This is a genomic window from Rhodococcus sp. PAMC28707, from assembly GCF_004795915.1.
In the GTDB taxonomy this organism is placed as follows: Bacteria; Actinomycetota; Actinomycetes; order Mycobacteriales; family Mycobacteriaceae; genus Rhodococcoides.
This window is the reverse complement of sequence record NZ_CP039253.1, coordinates 4,377,120-4,396,677: the sequence shown is the minus strand read 5'-3', so window position 1 is coordinate 4,396,677 and position 19,558 is coordinate 4,377,120. Positions and strand designations below refer to the sequence as shown.

The window sequence follows — 19,558 nt, the reverse complement described above, 5'->3', positions numbered from 1 at the left end:
GGTGGGCATGCGATTCGAGGGACGACGCGCGGTCGTCACCGGTGCCAGCCGAGGCATCGGCGCGGGCGTTGCGGAGCGGCTTGCTGCCGAGGGTGCCGACGTGGTTCTCGTCGCGCGCACTCTCTCGCCCGGCGGTCAGCTTCCTGGCAGCCTGGAGGAGACCACCGAACGGCTGCGCCGATACGGCGGCAGAGTCGAGATGGTCGTCGCCGACCTGACCGACCCCGAGGACCGCTCGCAGGTGATCACCAAGGCGGCCGAGTTGCTCGGCGGCCCGATCGACATTCTGATCAACAATGCGGCAGCTGCGATTTACCAGCCGCTCGCGGACTACCCGCTGCGGCGCCGCCAACTCACGTTCGAAGCGAACGTGCACGCTCCGCTCGACCTGATGCAAGCTGCGATCCCGTCGATGGTCGAGGCCGGCGCGGGCTGGATCGTCAACGTCTCGAGCGCAACGGCCCGCCACCACGAGGGGCCGCCATTCGACCTGGTGCCCCCTGGCACTTCGATGGCGGTCTACGGCGCATCCAAAGCCGCTCTGAACCGGATCACGCACGGCATGGGCGCGGAGCTCTACGGCACGGGGGTACGGGTCAATACCGTCCAGCCGCGTGCCGCCGTTCTCAGCGAGGGCGCCACCGCATTGGTCGGTGCCACTGTCCGTCCGGACCAGATCGAGTCCCTCGAGGAGATGGTCGAGGGCGTTCTCGCGCTCTGCGACTGCGCCGCCGACGTGACGGGGCAAGTGTGCGTGAGCCTCGACCTGATCGACCAGTGGAACCTGACCACCCGCGGCCTGGACGGTAAGTCCTGGAGCAACCCCGGACGGAACGTCTTGGACAAAATTGAGGAGCTGTCATGACACCGGTGATCGTCGACCTTGCCAGGACCCCGTTCGGCAAGCGCAACGGTTGGATGTCCACGATCCACTCTGCCGAGCTACTCGGCTTGGCTCAGCGCGGGGTGCTCGAGCGCACCGGGATCGATCCGGAGATCGTCGAGGAGGTCATCGGCGGCTGCGTTACACCCCTGGGTGAGCAGTACGGCAACATCGCCCGCACCTCATGGCTGCACGCCGGACTACCCCCGCACACCGGCGCGACCACGATCGACGCCCAGTGCAGCACCGCGCAGCGCGCCGTGCAGCTACTGGCTGGTCAAATCGCTGCCGGGGCAACGGATGTGGGCGTCGCCTGCGGCGTAGAGCTGATGACCCGTGCACCGCTGACCGCCAAGGTCGGCACGGGCCTGGGCACGCCGCGGCCCGAATCCTGGTCGGTCGAGTATCCCGACCAGTACACGGGCGCGGACCGCATAGCCCGCAACCGCGGATTCACACGCGAGGATCTCGACGCGTTCGGTCTGCGCTCGCAGCAGCTCGCGAAGGCGGCATGGGACGCGGGCCGATTCGATGCGCAGATCATCCCCGTCACGGTCCCGAGTCTCGAGCCGGGTCAGAAGCCGGTCCGCGTCACCCGCGATCAAGGTCTGCGCGACTCCACCATGGAGGGGCTGGCGCGGCTGCAACCCGTCCTCGATGGTGGCTTGCATACGGCGGGCAGTTCCTCGCAGATCTCCGACGGCGCCAGCGCTGCCCTGCTGATGTCCGCCGAGCGAGCTCGCGACCTCGGTGTCAAACCCAGGGCACGGATCGTCGCCCAGTGCATTATCGGCGGTGATCTGGAGTACTTACTGGACGGCCCGATCGACGCAGGCCGCAAAGTGCTCGAGCGCAGTGGCATGACCATCGCAGATATCGACCTGTTCGAGATCAACGAGGCCTTCGCCTCGGTCCCGATGTCCTTCGCCCAGGTGCACGGCGTGAGCGAGGACCTGCTGAACGTCAACGGGGGCGCAATCGCGTTAGGTCACCCGGCCGGTGCGACCGGCATCCGGCTGCTCGCGACGGCACTCGACGAGCTCGAGCGCCGCGACGCATCAACGGCGATGGTGGCCATCTGCGCCTCCGCGTCGACCACCGCGCTCATTCTCGAGCGGATCTGAGGGGCATATCGTGGCACTAGCACTCGAAGAGGAACATCGGCACCTCGCAGACTCGGTCGCGGCCTTCGGCGCGCGCGCCGATGCCATCGCGCACGGCCGAGCGAACACCACCGGTCTTGCGGCTGGAGACCGGCCGCACACGTGGGATCAGCTGGTACAGCAGCGCCTGCATGCCATCCACTTACCCGAGGAGAGCGGCGGGGACGGGGCCGGTATCACCGAGTTGGCCGTCGTCGTCGAGCAACTGGGCAAAGCCCTGTATCCGGGGCCGTTCCTACCGACCGTGATCACGAGCGCTGTTCTCACGCGGGCCCTCGGTCTCGCGGGGGATTCGGGAGCTGCAGTCGGGTTGCTCGAAGTGTTCGCGGGCGGCGCGACGGGCGCGACCGCCTTCGGCTCTGGATTGACCGCTGAGCGCACCGCTACCGGCTGGCTCGTACACGGTGTGTCCGAGCCCACTCTGGGTCTGCCCGGCGCGGAGATCGTGCTGGTCCGCGCACTCGACTCCGACGGTTCGTCGGTATGGTTCCGGCTGGTGTCGGGCGAGACCGCTGCTGTCACCGCCGAGGCCGGAGTCGACCTGACCCGCGCCATCGGGATACTCACGCTCGACGGACACGCAGTCGGTGACGCGGACGTGCTGGGCGGCATCACTGATGCGGATGCAGAATGGCTGCGCAACACCCTGTTCGCTGCCGAGGCCAGTGGTATCGCGGCCTGGACGCTATCGACAGCCGTCGACTACGTGAAAACCCGTGAGCAGTTCGGCCAGGCCATCGGCACCTTCCAGGCCGTCCAGCACAAGTCCGCGATGATGCTGGTGCGGGCTGAGGTGGCGTGTGCAGCGGCTTGGGATGCCGCCCGCGCACAGGAGCATGATGCCGACCAGCGTGCCCTCGTATCCGCGCAGGCGGTGGTCGCCGCGCTGGCGGCAGGCATCGACAACTCCCTCGAATGTGTGACGCTTCTGGGTGGGGTCGGCTTCACCTGGGAGCACGATGTGCACCTGTATTGGCGACGCGCGATCAGTCTTGCCACCCTCGCCGGTTCCGATCAGATGTGGGCCGAGCGACTCGGCGAACTCGCGATCACCACGACCCGGGACTTCTCCTTCATCGGAGCGGACACCTTGCCTGCGCTCCGGGCAGAGGTAGCCGCCGTGCTCGACCAACTCGACGCGCTGCCCGACGACGCTGTGCGCAGCGAGGGCTGGGCGCCGGAGCGTGGTGGCAGTCGGCGCGCTCTACTCGCCGACGCGGGCCTGGTGGCGCCTCACTACCCGAAGCCGTTCGGTCTCGGCGCAGGCCCGGAACAGCAGGCCGTCATCGCGCAGGAATTCGCAGTGCGCGGGCTGAAGCAGCCGACAACCGTGATCGGTGAGTGGGTCTTGCCCACGATCCTCGAGTACGGCAGCGCTGAGCAGCAGCAGAGGTTCGTTCACTCGACGCTGCGTGGCGAGATCGTCTGGTGTCAGTTGTTTTCCGAACCCGGCGCGGGTTCGGACCTTGCAGGGCTGTCCACCGCGGCCCGCAAGGTCGACGGTGGCTGGATTCTCTCGGGCCAGAAGGTATGGAATTCGATGGCTCACGAGGCCGACTGGGGCGTGTGCCTGGCGCGGACGGATCCGGATGCGCCCAAGCACAAGGGTATTTCGTACTTCCTGGTCGACATGCGCAGCACCGGTGTCGATGTGCGTCCGCTTCGACAGGCCACCGGGTTCTCCGAGTTCAACGAAGTCTTCCTCGACGAAGTCTTCGTGCCCGACGAGTGCCTGGTCTCCGAACCGGGCAAAGGGTGGCGCCTCGCGGTGACAACGCTCTCGAACGAGCGACTGAGCATGGGCGGAGCCTTGGACCATGGCTCGAGCAACCGCTTCCGCGATGTCTTGGCGAAGGGCGCGCACAGTTGCTCCCGTGAGGACGCCGTACGTGCCCTGGGTTACAGCACGAGCCGCGAGCTCGCGCTGTCTGCGCTCAATCTGCGCGGTGTGTTGGCCCGGCTTTCCGGGCAGAGTCCCGGGGCGGAGATCAGCGTCGCCAAGGTCTACAACGCACTCGCTCAGCGCGAGGGCTCGCGGGAGCTGCTGCGGCTGCTGGGCCCACAGGCTGCGGTCCTGGATCCGAACGCCGACCACGTGATCGACCACATCGGTCTGCCCGCCGTCCTCTTCGGCGGCGGCACCGTGGAGATCCAGCTCAATGTGATCTCACAACGAGTGCTGGGTTTGCCACGCTGACGACCCACCCTTCACAAACCCCATGAAAACTCCGTAGAAATTCCTGAACAGGAGACACCTACATGTACTTGGATTTGTCCGACAATTCGAAGGCCCTCCGCGCGGAGCTTCGCGCGTACTTCGCCGCAAACATCAACGAACAGGACCGCCGCGACCTGGTCACACAGACCGAGGGCGGACCGACCTTCGATCGCATTCTGCGCAAGATGGGTGCCGACGGCTGGCTCGGCCTCGGCTGGCCCGAGGAGTTCGGCGGCCGGGGCGAGGACCCCGAGGCGCTCTACGTCTTCTACGACGAGGTCGTGCGCGCGAACGCCCCACTGTCGCTGGTCACGCTGAACACGGTCGGCCCCGCGCTGATCAAGAACGGCACCCAGCAGCAGAAGGACTTCTTCCTGCCGCCGATCCTGGCGGGCGAGCTCATCTTCGCGATCGGCTACACCGAGCCCAACGCGGGCACCGACCTCGCGGCTCTGGAGACCCGGGCACGCGTCGAGGGCGACGAGCTGGTCATCAACGGCAACAAGATCTACACCAGTGCCGGAGTGTTCGCCGACTGGGTGTGGCTGGCCGTGCGAACCGACCCCGACGCGCCCCGACACAAGGGCATCTCCGTGGTGCTTGTCCCCACCAGCGCACCCGGATTCTCGGTCACCGAGATCCACACCGTCGGCGGCATCAGCACCTCCGCCACTTACTACGAGGACGTGCGAGTGCCGCTGTCCAACGTGGTGGGCGAGCTGAACCAGGGTTGGGGCCTGATCACCAACCAGCTCAACCACGAGCGGGTGGCACTGGCCGCGCGCGGCGGCATCGCCAACGAGATGTTCGCCGAGGTCCTCGAGTGGGCTAAGGCCGAGCCCGCCGGCGAAGGCGTCGTCTTCGATATCTCCTGGGTGCGCGACAAGATGGCCGAGGTGTACGCGCTGCTCAGCGCCGCGGACCTGATGAACCTGCGCCTCGTCGCGGACGTAGCTTCGAACACCTTGGGCGGCGGCGACTCCGCAGCCGCCAAGGTCTTCGGTACCGAGGGCGTCGTCAGCGCCTACGGCATGCTGCAGGAGGTCCTTGGTGCCAAGGGTCTGCTGCGTCCCGGCACCCCGGGCGCGGCCCTCGAGGGCCGCGTCGAGCAGCTCGGCCGGCGTGCGCAGAACAACACCTTCGGCGGCGGCACCAACGAGGTCATGCGGGAGATCGTCGCGGGCAAGACCCTCGGCATGACGATGGGCGCGCGTCGCCGCCCCGACGCCGCCAAGACCGACGCCACCAAGACGACAACGGGAGCGAAGTAACATGGAATTCGAATTCAACGAGGAATTGTCCGACGTCCGCGGCCTGGCAGACCAGATCTTCTCCGCCCAGTCCGATGTGACGCACTTGCGGATGGTGGAGCAGAGCGGCGGCCACGACGCCAAGTTGTGGAAGAGCCTTGCGGACTCCGACCTACTGGGCATCGCGTTGCCCGAAGAAGCTGGCGGCGCCGGCATGGGCATGCTCGGGCTGATGGCCGTGCTGGAGCAGCAGGGTCGCCGCGTGGCGTCCGTGCCCCTCTGGTCTTCGATCGCCGGTGCGGCGCTGCCCATCGCCGAGTTCGGCAGCCCCGAGCAGATCTCGGCCTGGCTGCCGGGTCTGATCGACGGCTCACACATCGTGACGGGCGCGCTCGAGACGGGTTTTGGATCCGACGTCCCTGTGCGCGCCGAGGCCGATGGTGACGGCTGGCGCCTGCACGGTGAGATCGCGTCAGTGCCTGCCGCCGACGTGGCCGCCGCGCTGCTGGTGCCGGTCCGGCTGCCCGACGGCGGCGTCGCCGTCGTGCTGGTGCGCACCGACGCCGACGGCCTGGCCCGCACCCCGCTCAGCGTCACCAGCTACGAGAGCAGCGCAGCGGTGAGCTTCGACGGCGTCTCCGTGGCTGCCGGCGACGTTCTTCCCGGCGACGGCGCGCAAATCCTGGCGTGGACGGTCCGCCGTGCACGGGTCGCACTCGCCTCGATCGCCATTGGTGTGTGCTCGGAGGCGCTCGCGCAGACCGCGGCCTACACCTCGCAGCGTGTCCAGTTCGGTCGTCCACTCTCGACGAACCAGGCCGTCGCCGTGCGCGCCGCTGATGCTTATCTCGACACCGAGAGCATCCGGCTCACGACCCAGCGCGCCGCCTGGCTGATGGACCTCGGCAAGGAGGACGAGGCGGAGGCCGCGGCCCTCGTCGCGAAGTACTGGGCCTCGAAGGGCGGCCTGCGTGCCGTACACGCCACCCAGCACCTGCATGGCGGCATGGGCGCGGACGTCAGCTACCCGATCCACCGCTACTTCCTGTGGGGCCGGCAGATCGCGTTCAGCCTCGGCAGCGCGGGCGCCATCGGCACCGAGCTGGGCGACGCGTTGGAGAAGGGCGCGTCGATCGGCTCGCCTGAGTGACCAGGCCCGAGAACCTCGCGGTGCGCGTGCTGCGCGCACCGCGGGGCCTCCCCCAGCCGGGGGATTTTCTGGTCGAGCCAGTGGAGATAAGCACACCCCGGGACGGCGAAGTCGTCTTCCGCGCGTGCTATCTCTCCATTGACCCCAGCGCGCGCCGACGGATGCCCGCCGCAGACTCCGGGCCTGGCCCCCTCGGCCAGATGGCTCGGGTCGGCGATGTAGTGCTCGCCGGCGTAGTGCCTCCGCGCAATGGCCTCGACGGCGCCCTGGTAGGAGAGGTCGTAGAGTCACGCGACCCTCGATTCCGGCCTGGCGACCTGGTGCGCGGCGGCAACTCTTGGCAGACCTACCACACCGTGGCCGGCGACCTGCTGGACAAGCTGACTCCCGTCCCCGGCTTCCGGCTGGCTGCCGAGCTCGGCGTGTTGGGGCGGCCGGGATTCGTGGCCTACTGCGGACTGAAGTTCGCCGCCACCGTCCGGCCCGGCTCCACGGTGCTCGTCTCCGCGGCCGGCGGCGCCGTCGGCATGGTGGCCGGCCAGCTCGCCGCGCTGGCTGGCGCCCGTGTCGTCGGCATCGCCAGCGGGGACAAGCCCGGCTATGTGGTGCGCGAGCTCGGCTTCGCGGACTGCGTCGACCGGTCCGTCGAGACCATCCCAGAAGGCCTCGACCGGGCGTGCCCCGACGGCGTCGACCTGTACTTCGACAATGTCGGCGGTCCCGCCTTCGACCCCGTCTTCGAGCGCCTCAACGACTTCGGCCAGGTCGTGATCTGCGGCATGGCCAGCGAGTACAACACTACCGAGGCAGAGCACGGTCCCGCGCTGCGGCCGGTGCTGCGCAAGCGGCTGCGAATCCAAGGATTCGTGGTGCACGACCACTACGACGAATACCCGGTCTACCGCGAGCTGGCCCTCGGCCACATCGCAGCGGGCCGGCTGCGGTATCGCGAGGACGTGATCGCCGGCATCGAGAACGCCCCACATGCCCTCGCGGACGTCCTGACGGGCCGCAACCAGGGTAAGCAGCTGATTCGGATCGGCGAGCTCCCCGACGCGCTGCGGCAGTGAGACTTTCTGGAAACATCGTTCCGCCAACCACATAACCGAGAGGTGTGCATCTCGTGAGCTCAACACAGGAAAACAAGCCCGGACTCGCGCTGGTCAGCGGAGCCAGCCGCGGCATCGGCAGGGCCATCGCCCGGCGCTTCGCCGCCGAGGGGATCGCCGTGGCCGCTGTCTCCCGCACCCTGCGGGCGGGCGACGGCGCGCTGCAGGGCTCACTCGAGGAGACAGTGGAGTTGATCACCGCCAGCGGCGGCAATGCCGCGGCTTTCGCCGTCGACCTCGGCAACCCTGACCTCGACCGCACCGCCCTGATCGCACAGATCGAGGACAAGTTCGGCCGTCGGGTGGACGCCCTGGTCAACAACGTGGCCGCGGCCCGTCGCTACGACACACTGTTCGCCGACATGTCGCGCGAGTGGTTCCAGGACTCGGTCGAGACCAACCTGTGGAACACCTGGGACCTGATGAAGGCCGTCATCCCCGGCATGCGCGAGAGCGGCGCCGGCTGGGTCGTCAACATCTCCTCGCGCCAGGCCGGCCCCCGCGTCGGGCCACCCTTCGCCTTCCACCCGCTGGCCGGCTCCGTACTCTACGGCGGCACCAAGGCCATGCTCGACCGCATCAGCACCGGTTCCGCGATGGAGCTCTACGAGGACAACATCGCGGTGAGCTCGCTCGCGCCCAACCGCGGCGTCGCCACCGAGCACGCCGCCGGCGCGGTGCCGGGCTGGCCCTCCGAGCCCGAGGACACCATGGCCGAGGCCGCGCTGCTGCTCGCCAGCGAGAACCTGGACAAGGTCACCGGCCGCGTCGCCTACAGCCTCCCGCTGATCAAGGAGTTCGGCCGCCCGGTCCAGGCCGTCGATGGCTCGGGCCTGCTCGAGGGCTGGCAGCCCGCGGACCTCGACGAGGAGGGATTCCTGCTGCCCTACCTGAACTTCAACCCCCCAGGTTCCGTCCCCGAGGGCCTGCGCAAAAAGGAGTAGCAGGGAGCTGACCCTAGCCCCAGAAAATTTGTTCAACCCTGGTGCCGCCACATCTCTGGCGGCGAGCGCCACAATCATCTTGGAGAGTGCACGTTGGAAACATTCACTGAAATCGTCCGGCTTCGCGCCGAGGACGACAAGGTCGGGCTCCGGTTCGAGGACCAGTCGTGGACATGGCGCGAGGTCGTCCAGGAAGGCGCCGACCGCGCAGCAGCCCTCGTGGGTCTCGTCTCGCCCGCGCCGGCTGACCGCCAAATCCACATCGGCGTGCTCCTGGAGAACGTGCCGGACTTCGTCTTCTGGCTCGCCGCGGGGCCGCTCGCCGGCGCGGCCGTCGTCGGCATCAACGCCAGCCGCAGCGGGCCCGAGTTGGCGCACGACATCCAGCACGCCGACGTCGACATCATCATCACCGAGGACAAGCTCGCGCACCTGGTGGAGGGCACCGGCCACGGGGTACCGCCGGAGCTGGTCCTCAATGTCGACCAGCCGTCCTACCTGGAAACGCTGGCCCCGTACCGGGGCGCAGGCCTGCCCGAATCCATCACGACGCCGGATCAGCTGGCATTGCTCCTGTTCAGCTCGGGCTCGACCGGCGCACCCAAAGCTGTCATCGTCGGCCAGGGCCGACTGGGCCGGCTGGCCGAGGTACTCGTCGACCGGGTGTCGATGCGCAGGGATTCGGTCACCTACTTGTGCATGCCGCTTTTCCACGGCAACGCCGTGATGATGAACCTCGCCGTCGCCATGCGAGTCGGCGCGACGGTGGGGATGACCAGAAAGTTCTCCGCCAGCAGGTTCGCCGACGATATCCACCGCTTCGGGGCGACCTACGTCAACTACGTCGGTCGGGCACTGTCCTACGTCCTCAGCCAGCCGGAGAATCCCCGCGACCGGACGGGCACCCTCGAGCTTGCCTTCGGCACCGAGGCCTCGGAAGCTGATGTCGCACGCTTCACCGAGCGCTTCGGTTGCGAGGTCATGGAGGGCTACGGGCTCAGCGAAGGAGTGTTCCGGCTTGGTCGCACCCCCGATTCCCCGGCCTATTCTTTGGGTAGGCCTCAGGGCGATCTCGATATCCGGGTGCTCGATGAGCAGACCGGGGAGGAGTGCCCGCGGGCGGAGTTCGACAAGAGCGGCCGGCTCACCAATCCCGCGGCGGTAGGCCAGATGGTCGCCGTTGGCCTTGCCCACACGTTCGAGGGCTACTACAAAAACCCCGAGGCGATGAGCGACCGCGTCCGCGGCGAGGATTTCTGGTCCGGCGACCTGGGTTACCGAGACGCGGCGGGGTACTTCTATTTCGCCGGACGGTCCTCGGATTGGCTACGGGTCGATAGCGAGAACTTCTCCGCAGCACCAGTGGAGCGAGTTCTCCAGCGCGTCCCCGGCGTTGCTGCGGCACCCGTATTCGCGGTGCCAGACCCCAGCACGGGTGATCAAGTGATGTGCGCAGTGGAGATGACCGCGGGCGAGCAGTTCGATGCCGCGGACTTCGGAGCGTTTCTCGCCGAGCAGCCGGAGATGGGTGCCAAGTGGTGGCCCACCTATGTGCGGGTGATCGACCAGATCCCGTTGACCGGCAGCGGCAAGGTCAACAAGGCACCGCTTCGTAGTGCCGCGTGGAACACCCACGACCCCGTCTACATCCGGGTCGGCAAGACCAGCTCCTACGACAAACTCGATGACGTCCAGCGGGCAGCGATCGAAGCAAATTTCCTCAGCCACGGCCGCGCCGCACTCTTACCTGCCCACTTACCCGAGGCCGCACCAGCAACGATCTGACACAGTCCCAGTTCAGAGGGGTCATCGCCGGACAACTCCGCCCTCGACAAGCGAACCCGACAACCGGCGCCGGGCGCCCAATGGCCTCGAATCGTTGAAAATCCAAGGAGACTGATGAAGGTTTTAATTATCGGTGGTACTGGCATGATCGGCACCGCCACCGCCACACACCTGCGCGAGCAGGGCGACGACGTGACAGTGGCCGCCCGCACTGAGCCGGCGCCGGGCACTGTCGCCAACGAGTTCCCCGTCCTGCTCGGCGACTACAGCGAGGGGGGCTTCAACACCTCGGACCTGGCCCCGTTCGAGGGAATCGTCTTCGCCGCAGGCAACGACATCCGACACATCCCCGCCGACGCCGACCGGGCCGAGTTCTGGGAGAAGATGCAGATCGGTGGCGTGCCGCGATTCGCCGCGCTCGCCAAGGAGGCGGGCGTCCCGAACTTCGTCCAGCTCGGCAGCTACTACCACCAGGTTCTGCCGGAGCTAGTCGAGACCGACGACTACGTCCGCGCCCGCGCGCTGGCCGATGAACGCACCCGGGCCCTCGGCGACGACCAGTTCACCGTCTCCACCCTCAACGCGCCCAACATCCTCGGCGTCACCCCCGGCCCCTCGATGGCCCGCATCGGCCGATTCCTCGACTGGGCCGACGGCAAAAAGCCCGAGATCCCGAACTTCACCCCCGCGGGCGGCACCAACTACATGTCGGTGCGCTCGCTCGCCGAGGCGGTCGGAGGTGCGCTGCGCAACGCCGAGTCCGGCACGGCGTACCTGCTGGGCGACGCGAACCTCGCCTTCCGCGAGTACTTCCAGATGATCTTCGACGCGGCGGGCAGCACCATCACGCTCGTCGCGCGCGACGAGGAGCACCCGATGCTGCCCGACGCGTTCATCGTGCAGGGTCGCGGCAACGTCATCTCCTACGAGACCGACCCCGCGCAGACGGCTGCGCTCGGCTACACCCAGGGCGACGCGCCCCGTGCGATCGCAGAAATGGTCGCCCAGACGCGCGCCGGCCTGTCATGACCGATGCCGACGCGCTGCTCGGGCAGCTGCTCATCGGCAAGTCCGCCATCGTCACGGGCGGTGCACGAGGAATCGGAGCGGCAATCAGCAGGCTGTTCGCCGCGCACGGGGCTTCGGTGGTGGTCGTCGACAACGATGTGGCGGCCGCCACCTTGGCCTGCGAGGTGCCCGCCATCACGGCCGTCATCGCGGACGCCACCGACCCGGCTGTGGCGCTCGCTCTCGCCGAGCATCAGCCGGACATCCTCGTCAACAACGTCGGCCACTTCCTGCGGCCCCCGATTACCTTCGTCGATGCCGACCCCAGCGAGTGGGTCCAGCTCGGTGAGGTCAATCTCGGCCACGCCATGCGCGCTACGCACGCGGTGCTGCCGGGCATGATCGAGCGTGAACGAGGCGGGTCCATCATCAACCTGACCACCGTCGAAGCACACCGCGGCATCCCTGGCCACACCGTGTACGCCACCTACAAGGCGGCGCTGCGGCACTTCACCCGCAGCCTCGCACTGGAGGTGGGCCCTCATGGCATCCGGGTCAACAACATTGCGCCCGACCTCATCGAAACCCCGCAGGTTCCTTACACGAAGTTGGTCGCCGAGCAGGATCGGCACCGCTGGCCTCGGTGGGCCCCACTGGGCGGCCCGGGTACCCCGCACGATGTAGCGGGGCCGGCGCTGTTTCTGGCTTCGGAGATGTCCCGGTACGTCACCGGCACCACCTTGCACGTAGATGGAGGCAGCGATGCCGCTGGTGGGTGGTTCGCGCGGCCGAACGGGACATGGACCAATCGACCCCAGAATCCCTGAGTCCCTGAACTCCTGAGGCTGGTTCCGTCGACGGCAGCGGCGGGAGTCGTTCGCTGCTCGCGTAGCAATTGCCAACGTGAGAGTGCACTCGATCGACCCATCACCACCAACCACGATGGTGATGGGTCGATCAACTCTTGCTGCAAGTCGCGTCGAGGTGGCGGATACTGCCTGCCGAAAAGCAGACTGCGCTGGTCGCCCGTGCTACTGGCCCCCTGCGATCGCTCCAGTGGTATCCAGCGCGTTGATGCTGGTCGCCGCGTAGCTCTGTCCCTCCGGAAGATCGTCTATGTACGGGACGACTTGCTCGGCCAATTCGGCCACCGAGAAACTCCCGTTCGCAGCCACGAACTTCTCCTGCACGACAGGTGGTGCCATGAGCGCGACCATGTCGCCGTAGACGATGAAGACCTGGCCGCTGACCTTCTCCGCGGCCGGGGCGGCGAGGAACGAGACGCACGTGGCGACCCGCTCGGGGGCCATGATGTCCAGACCGTCGCGTTCCGTGCCCTCGCCGAAGACTGCGGCCGTCATCTCGGTGCGAGCGCGCGGGCAAATCGCGTTCGCCGTCACCCCGTAGCGCGATAGCCCACGGGCGGTCGACAGTGTCAACGCAACGATGCCGGCCTTGGCCGCGGCGTAGTTGGCTTGGCCGGCCCCACCCAAGAGGAACGCCTCCGATGCAGTGTTGATCACACGGCCGTATACCGGTCCGCCGATCGCCTTCGAGGCTGACCGCCAGTGCACAGCTGCGGCGCGGGAAACCGACGCATGTCCCTTCAAATGGACGGCGATCACGTCGTCCCACTGCTTCTCGGTCATGTTGAACAGCATCGTGTCGCGGGTAATGCCAGCATTGTTGACCACAATGTCCAGGCTGCCGAAATTAGTCACAGCGGCCTCGACGAGTCGCTCACCCAGAGACCAATCACTGACGTCGCCGAGCACAGCGACGGCCCGACCGCCCGATGTCTCGATCTCGCGCGCTACAGCTTCGCCCGCTGGGCCGACGTCATTGACCACAATGCTTGCGCCCAATGCTGCTAGACCCAGCGCTTCGGCCCGGCCTAGACCCGACCCTGCCCCGGTAACGATGGCAGAGCGGCCTGAAAGATCGATATTCTGCATGCTTTGTCCTCTTGCTGGTAATGGACCATTGGTCTCGGAGCCACTGATGTCCTACGGGCGACCGCAACGTGGGACCTAGCGTCTACGCAACCCTGTCCGAGGCGAAGCTTCGGTAGGCGAAGTCCTGAGATGCCCCAGCGCCGCCCAACGGCGCAGCAATTCAGTTGGCATCCATCTCGATAATAATAGCCATCGGAGGTACTGAAGTTGGCCGGTCATCAGTCCGTGCGCACGCCTCGGTCTGATGCCATCCGTAAAATCTCGTTTACCCCTCGGCATCCCACCGTTTTTGGTAGCCTTCTGCTGCTGTAAGACAATCAAGCGCTTGATCAAGTGGAAATCACGTGATGGACCGCCCCGAACAAGCTGGAGGAGCACGATGCTATTTCCTGGCAAACGACGATTTGGCACCATAGCCATCGCCACCATGGCCAGCGGCCTGTTACTCGTAGGCTGCACGAGTAACAGCGACAACGACGGCTCTGGTTCGACCGACGCCCAGTCCGCGCCCGGGTCTATCGGCATTGTTGGCGATCAAGGCAAGGGAGGCGATCCGGTTCAGGGCGGCACGCTGAGCTTTGCCAGCTACTCCCCAGTCTCCACGCTCGATCCCGCCAAGACCCAGCCCGCGGGTTCCACGGGCGGCACCGAGATGGCGGCGGTCTACGACCTACTCGTCCGCTACGACGCAACCACCGAAGCCTTCGAGCCGCAGTTGGCGAAATCACTCGACGCGAACGACGATTCGACGGTCTGGACCCTGAAGCTCCGTGACGGCGTCAAATTCAGCGACGGCACTCCGCTCGACGCCGAAGCCGTCGTCGCCAGCACCAACCGCTTCAATACGAATCGCGGCGGTAACAGCCAGGCGTTCACCGCCGGCGTCAAGTCCGTCGAGGCCACGGACGCCTCCACCGTGACCTACACGATGAACCAGCCATGGACCGAGTTCCCTTCCATGCTTGCCTTCGGCCACGGTATGGTCGTCGCCCCCAGCTCGGATCAGCCAGACGGCACGTTCAAGCCGATCGGCGCCGGTGCGTACACGATGGAGAGCCTCACCCCCGGTGCCGACCTGGTGCTTCGAGCTCGCGAGGACTACTGGAACGGCAAACCGAACTTGGACACCCTCAAGTTCGTATCCATCAAGGATGACCAACCCAAGATCGATGCGCTCAACAGCGGGGGCATCCAGATGGCGTTCCTCATCAACGACGACGCCGTGGACACTGCCATGGCCACCCTGCCCGGATACCTCGAGACCGTCAGCCTCGGCAACTCCGTAGTGCAGATCAACCAGCGCGAGGGCCGTCCCGGTGCCGACGTACGGGTGCGCAAAGCGATGCAAATGACCATCGACCCCACCGTCGTCGACACGCGCGCCAAGAACGGTGAGGGCATGCCCGGCACCGAGATGTTCCAGTCCTGGTCCAAGTGGCACAACGACATCGCCCCTGTGCCGCTGGATACCGATAAGGCGAAGGCACTCGTCGACGAGGCAAAAGCAGACGGCTTCGACGGGAAGATAACGTACTTCACAACTCAGACGCAGTCCGGACAGGCCACGGCTCTTTCCATTCAGGCGATGTTGCAGCCGGTCGGTATCGACGTGAGCATCGAATACGGAGCATCGGTCACCGATGTCGTCAAGCGCCTTTACGTCGACAAAGACTTCGATATTTCGACCGGCTCGTACAGCATCGCGGATCCAGCACCATTCACTCGCCTGTACAGCGCTTTGAACAGCACCTCGAGTAACAACATCATCGGAGTCAACGACCCGAAGATGGACAAAATCCTGAGTGATGTCCAGACAGCGAAGGACGACGATGCGAAGCGCGCGGCATTAGCCGACCTGCAGACGGAGGTCAATTCGACGGCGCCGTTCCTGCCGCTCGCGGCCGGTCACAGTTTCGTGCCATGGACCGACAACGTCCACGGTGTGGTCCCGTCGCTCGATGCCATCATGTTGCTCGACCAGGCATGGATCGAATAGGGACCTGGATCGAGTAGGGGCTCGACACACAACACCCCAAATCTTGAAACCGAACCGTGGGGCAGGTCGATCCGACCTGCCCCACGGTTCGGTTGATGGAGAGTCGAAAATATCCCCGGATAATCCGACTTACAGACCTCGAAGCTTGTCGAGGTCGCGTCGCTCGCGTTTGGTCGGTCGGCCTGCGCCGCGGTCTCGCCGCGGTTGCGAGGCGAGAACTTCCTTCGGCGGTGGCGGTGGGCTGCGGTCGATCATGCATTCTGCCACGACACCGGCACCGACACGTTTGGCGATTGCACGCGTAACTACAACGATCTTCTCGACGCCATCGACTCGCAAGCGGATCTCGTCGTCAGGACCGATACGTTGGCCTGCCTTGGCTGGGGTGCCGTTGACGCGGACATGACCGGATCGGCAGGCTGCCGCGGCAGCCGACCGCGTCTTGAACAGGCGGACAGCCCAGACCCAGCTGTCGACCCGCACACTCTGTGTTTCGACCATCGACAACAAAACCTACATGTCGAGCCCGAGGTCGAGAACCGTCACCGAATGGGTGAGTCCCCCGACCGCGAGAAAATCGACACCGGTCTTCGCGTAATCGTGCGCTACGTCCAAGGTGAGTCCACCCGAGGACTCGAGCTTGGTGTGCGGTGAGAGTTTCACGCGTCGCTGAACCGCCATCTGGGTTTCCCACAACGCGAAGTTGTCGAGTAGCACCAGTTCGACGCCCTCGGCGAGTACTGCGTCCAACTGCTCGAGGCTGTCGACCTCGACTTCGCAGTCGATATCGGGCGCGGCAGCGCGAACTGCCTGCAGCGCGGCGACTATCGAGCCCGCCGCAGCGACGTGGTTGTCCTTGATCAGAGCAGCGTCGCCGAGGCCCATGCGATGGTTCACTCCTCCCCCGGCGCGGACGGCGTATTTCTGCAGGGCACGAAGACCGGGCAAGGTTTTGCGGCTGTCACGGATCTTCGCGTCACTGTCTGCGACCTCGGCAACCCAAGCCGCAGTCGTGGTGGCGATGCCGGACAGATGGCACATCAGATTGAGCATCGTCCGTTCCGCTGTCAGCAGAGAACGCGTCGGCGCGGTCAGGCTCAGAACCGACTGTCCGGCTTCGACTTCGGTTCCGTCTGCAACTCGATCGACGAGCTCGTATGCCCCTTCACCGATGACCTCGTCGAGGACGAGCAGCCCTACGTCGATCCCGGCCACAGTTCCGGGCTGGCGGGCGACTACGGATGCCGACGCGACGGCGTCGGCGGGGACTGTCGCGATGGTGGTCACATCCGGCCCGTAGTGCAGGTCCTCGTCGAGGGCGGTTCGGATGAGTGCACGCACCTCGTGTGGGTCGAGTCCTTGTTCGGTCAGTGCGCTCACTGTCAACTCACTCCTGTCATGGCCGGTGGCCGTATCTTGTTGGAGGACAGGACGAATTCGAGTGAACCGTCCTCGGCCCGACGAATTCGCGTGCTGCGCCGCAGTGCGTCCGAAGCCGTTGGATGGTCCCTGCGGGTATGGCACCCACGACTCTCGGATCGGGCAGATGCAGCCTTCACCACTGCCGATGCGGTCACCGTCAGTGCTGCATTTTCGATCAGGTTGACGGCATCGTGCGACAGGGCTGTGTCCGGCCATGCCGTGTCCACAGCCGAGCCCAGCACCGACGCGGTGTGGGCCAGGCCGTTTTCATCACGGACAACTCCCACGTGCTCGGTCATCAGAGCCTGTAGATCGCGCCGCGGCACTGTGCGCATCGACGGCAGGATTGGTTCGGCATCGACGCGGGGGCTGCCGAGTCGATCCAGTGCTGCAATTCCAGCACGTCTGCCGACGACCAGTCCTTCGAGAAGACTGTTCGATGCCAATCGGTTTGCGCCGTGAAGACCGGTTCGCGCAACCTCGCCGGCAGCGAGAAGTCCTGGCACAGTGGTGCGGCCCCACACATCGGTGACGATGCCGCCGCAGGAGTAGTGCGCCGCGGGGGCGACAGGAATCAGGTGCTCGGCGGGATCGATTCCGGCTGCAAGGCACGAGGCGGTGACGGTAGGAAACCGTCTGGAAAACCCGGGGATCGCGCGTGCGTCGAGCAGAACATGGTCGGTCCCGGTGATGCGCAGTCGTTCGGCGATAGCTCGTGACACCACATCGCGTGGAGCCAGGTCCCCGAGCGGATGGACACCGTCCATGAACCGGATGCCGTCGAGATCGGCGAGGTACCCGCCTTCGCCGCGTACAGCTTCACTGACCAATGGTCGTCGTCCCTCCGAATCTGGAGCGAACAGCACTGTCGGGTGGAACTGTACGAATTCAAGATCGGACACTTCCGCACCGGCAGCGATGGCGAGCGCAATTCCGTCGGCAGTCGAGCCCGGTGGGTTGGTACTGCACGAGTACAACTGGCCCACACCACCAGTGGCCACCAGTACGGCCGGGCAATGGATCACGCCCAATCCCTCCGCGGAGGATGCCAGCAGTCCGCTGACCTCGCCTCGCACAGTGAGCACGGACACGGCAGCGGTGCCGAACAATACAGATTTCCCCGAGACATCAAGTGCCCGTTGCACTTCGGCGCCGGTCGCATCGCCTCCCGCATGAATGATCCGACTTCTCGAGTGTCCACCTTCGAGTGTCCGCGCCACCGTGCCGTCGGCGCCTCGGTCGAAGACCGCACCCAATGCTTCCAATGCCGCTACTGCGTCGGGACCCCCGGAGACGATGGAACGAACCGAAGGCTCGTCGCACAGACCTGCTCCGGCCACGCAGGTATCGGCAACGTGATCGTCGATGGAATCACCGGAGGTGCCCGAACCTGGGACTGCGATCCCGCCTTGGGCGTACTGCGTCGCCGTGTCCGCCGAACCGCCCTTGCTCACGGTGATGACGCGCAGTCCCCGCTGGCCGGCTGCTATTGCGGCACTGAGGCCCGCGACGCCACCGCCGATCACCACGAGATCGGCCGAAGCCTCCCACGTGATCGAGACCGGTGTCGCCCTCCCCCCGAAGGACAGTGTCACTCGCCGCCGCCGGAGTTACCGATCTCGATCATCCGTTGCACCGACTTGCTTGCGATGTGTGCGGTCTCGGGATCGACATGCACTTCGTCTTTACCTTCGACGAGGCAGCGCAGCAATGCAGCCGGGGTGATCATCTTCATGTAACCGCACGATGCTCGATCGTTGACTGCCTGAAAGTCGACGTCCGGTGCTGCGCGCCGCAGTTGATGCAACATGCCGATCTCGGTTGCCACGAGTACCTGTTTGGCGCCGGTGGTTCGCGCGGCGTCGAGCATCCCGCCGGTGGAAAGTATCTTGACCTTGTCCGGCGCGACGAAACCCTCGCCGGCCAAGTAGAGAGCCGATGTGGCACAACCACATTCGGGGTGAACATACAGTTCGGCATCGGGATGCATTCGGGACTTCTCGGCCAGCTCGTCACCGTTGATGCCGGCGTGGACATGGCATTCGCCTGCCCAGATGTGGAGATTCTCTCGACCGGTGATCCGCTTGACGTGCGCACCGAGGAACTGGTCCGGCAGGAACAGAATTTCACGACTCGGGTCGATCGATTCGACGACCTCGACGGCGTTGGAGGAGGTGCAGCAGATATCGGTCAGTGCTTTGATCTCTGCGGTCGTGTTGACGTAGGACACGACGACGGCGTGCGGGTAGTCGGATTTCCACTCGCGCAGTTGCTCGGCGGTGATGGAGTCCGCAAGCGAGCAGCCGGCACGCTGATCCGGAATGAGGACGGTCTTGTTCGGGCTCAGAATCTTGGCGGTCTCCGCCATGAAGTGCACACCGCAGAAGACGATCTCGTCTTCCGGAACCTCCGCGGCCAGCCGCGAGAGAGCCAGTGAATCTCCGACGTGATCGGCGATGTCCTGGATGGCAGGAACCTGATAGTTGTGCGCCAGGATGGTGGCTCCCCGCAGGCGCGCAAGCCGTTTGATCTCCGCTGCCCACTCCTGCGTCGGCTCCACGCCGCCGTATCCTCCCGGTCCGTCGACGATGTCGGACACTCCAGCCCAGCTCGATTCCAGCTGCACGGAGCCGCTCATTGTCGACGCATCGACCGTTGCAGCAGTGGCCGTGGAG

General features: G+C 65.9%; 16 protein-coding genes. 11 read left to right on the top strand and 5 right to left on the bottom strand.

The window, feature by feature from the left end; all coding sequences use genetic code 11:
• The first annotated feature begins 1 nt into the window (after position 1).
• The 10 genes from E5720_RS19995 to E5720_RS19950 all read left to right on the top strand — a co-directional run bounded on the left by E5720_RS19995 (position 2) and on the right by E5720_RS19950 (position 12,337).
• Positions 2–865 carry an SDR family NAD(P)-dependent oxidoreductase gene (locus E5720_RS19995; protein ID WP_210730081.1) on the top strand — a complete coding sequence of 288 codons (864 nt, stop codon included), beginning with the start codon at positions 2–4 and terminating at the stop codon, positions 863–865.
• Positions 862–2,007, top strand: coding sequence for a steroid 3-ketoacyl-CoA thiolase (locus tag E5720_RS19990; RefSeq protein WP_136172073.1), 1,146 nt, complete (start codon positions 862–864; stop codon positions 2,005–2,007). Before E5720_RS19995 ends, E5720_RS19990 begins: the two co-directional genes overlap by 4 nt.
• Before the next feature lie 10 nt (positions 2,008–2,017).
• A complete protein-coding gene (locus E5720_RS19985) occupies positions 2,018–4,243 on the top strand; it encodes an acyl-CoA dehydrogenase (RefSeq protein WP_136172072.1) in 2,226 nt (741 codons plus the stop codon).
• A gap of 62 nt (positions 4,244–4,305) precedes the next feature.
• Positions 4,306–5,535 carry an acyl-CoA dehydrogenase family protein gene (locus E5720_RS19980; RefSeq protein ID WP_136172071.1) on the top strand — a complete coding sequence of 410 codons (1,230 nt, stop codon included), beginning with the start codon at positions 4,306–4,308 and terminating at the stop codon, positions 5,533–5,535.
• Between the two features lies 1 nt (position 5,536).
• Positions 5,537–6,664 (top strand): acyl-CoA dehydrogenase family protein, encoded by a 1,128-nt coding sequence (locus E5720_RS19975; protein ID WP_136172070.1) that lies wholly within the window; start codon positions 5,537–5,539, stop codon positions 6,662–6,664.
• Positions 6,661–7,734, top strand: a complete 1,074-nt coding sequence (locus E5720_RS19970) for an NADP-dependent oxidoreductase (protein ID WP_136172069.1) — start codon at positions 6,661–6,663, stop codon at positions 7,732–7,734. Before E5720_RS19975 ends, E5720_RS19970 begins: the two co-directional genes overlap by 4 nt.
• A 53-nt stretch (positions 7,735–7,787) precedes the next feature.
• Positions 7,788–8,717, top strand: coding sequence for an SDR family NAD(P)-dependent oxidoreductase (locus E5720_RS19965; protein WP_136172068.1), 930 nt, complete (start codon positions 7,788–7,790; stop codon positions 8,715–8,717).
• Between the two features lie 93 nt (positions 8,718–8,810).
• Positions 8,811–10,502, top strand: a complete 1,692-nt coding sequence (locus tag E5720_RS19960) for an AMP-binding protein (RefSeq protein WP_136172067.1) — start codon at positions 8,811–8,813, stop codon at positions 10,500–10,502.
• Positions 10,503–10,616: 114 nt separating this feature from the next.
• Entirely contained in the window at positions 10,617–11,531 is a 915-nt protein-coding gene (locus E5720_RS19955; protein WP_136172066.1) for an NAD(P)-dependent oxidoreductase, read from the top strand.
• Positions 11,528–12,337, top strand: coding sequence for an SDR family NAD(P)-dependent oxidoreductase (locus tag E5720_RS19950; RefSeq protein WP_136172065.1), 810 nt, complete (start codon positions 11,528–11,530; stop codon positions 12,335–12,337). The genes E5720_RS19955 and E5720_RS19950 overlap by 4 nt, the downstream gene beginning before the upstream one ends.
• Positions 12,338–12,541: 204 nt before the next feature.
• Here the strand turns inward: E5720_RS19950 and E5720_RS19945 are convergent, their stop codons facing one another.
• Positions 12,542–13,465, bottom strand: coding sequence for a 3-oxoacyl-ACP reductase (locus E5720_RS19945; protein ID WP_136172064.1), 924 nt, complete (start codon positions 13,463–13,465; stop codon positions 12,542–12,544).
• Positions 13,466–13,892: 427 nt separating this feature from the next.
• Between E5720_RS19945 and E5720_RS19940 the strand changes: the two genes are divergently transcribed.
• Positions 13,893–15,461, top strand: coding sequence for an ABC transporter substrate-binding protein (locus tag E5720_RS19940; protein WP_247596066.1), 1,569 nt, complete (start codon positions 13,893–13,895; stop codon positions 15,459–15,461).
• A 129-nt stretch (positions 15,462–15,590) separates the two neighbouring features.
• Here E5720_RS19940 and E5720_RS19935 read toward each other — a convergent pair whose 3' ends face one another.
• The 4 genes from E5720_RS19935 to nadA are packed head-to-tail and all read right to left on the bottom strand — an operon-like array spanning position 15,591 to position 19,521.
• Positions 15,591–15,962 (bottom strand): S4 domain-containing protein, encoded by a 372-nt coding sequence (locus E5720_RS19935; RefSeq protein WP_136172062.1) that lies wholly within the window; start codon positions 15,960–15,962, stop codon positions 15,591–15,593.
• A gap of 12 nt (positions 15,963–15,974) precedes the next feature.
• The gene (nadC, locus tag E5720_RS19930; RefSeq protein ID WP_136172061.1) at positions 15,975–16,841 is read right to left on the bottom strand and encodes a carboxylating nicotinate-nucleotide diphosphorylase; all 867 of its coding nucleotides are present in this window, start codon (positions 16,839–16,841) and stop codon (positions 15,975–15,977) included.
• A 2-nt stretch (positions 16,842–16,843) separates the two neighbouring features.
• Positions 16,844–18,478, bottom strand: coding sequence for an L-aspartate oxidase (locus E5720_RS19925; protein ID WP_247596065.1), 1,635 nt, complete (start codon positions 18,476–18,478; stop codon positions 16,844–16,846).
• Entirely contained in the window at positions 18,475–19,521 is a 1,047-nt protein-coding gene (gene nadA / locus E5720_RS19920; protein WP_136172844.1) for a quinolinate synthase NadA, read from the bottom strand. The genes E5720_RS19925 and nadA overlap by 4 nt, the downstream gene beginning before the upstream one ends.
• Positions 19,522–19,558: the final 37 nt, after the last annotated feature.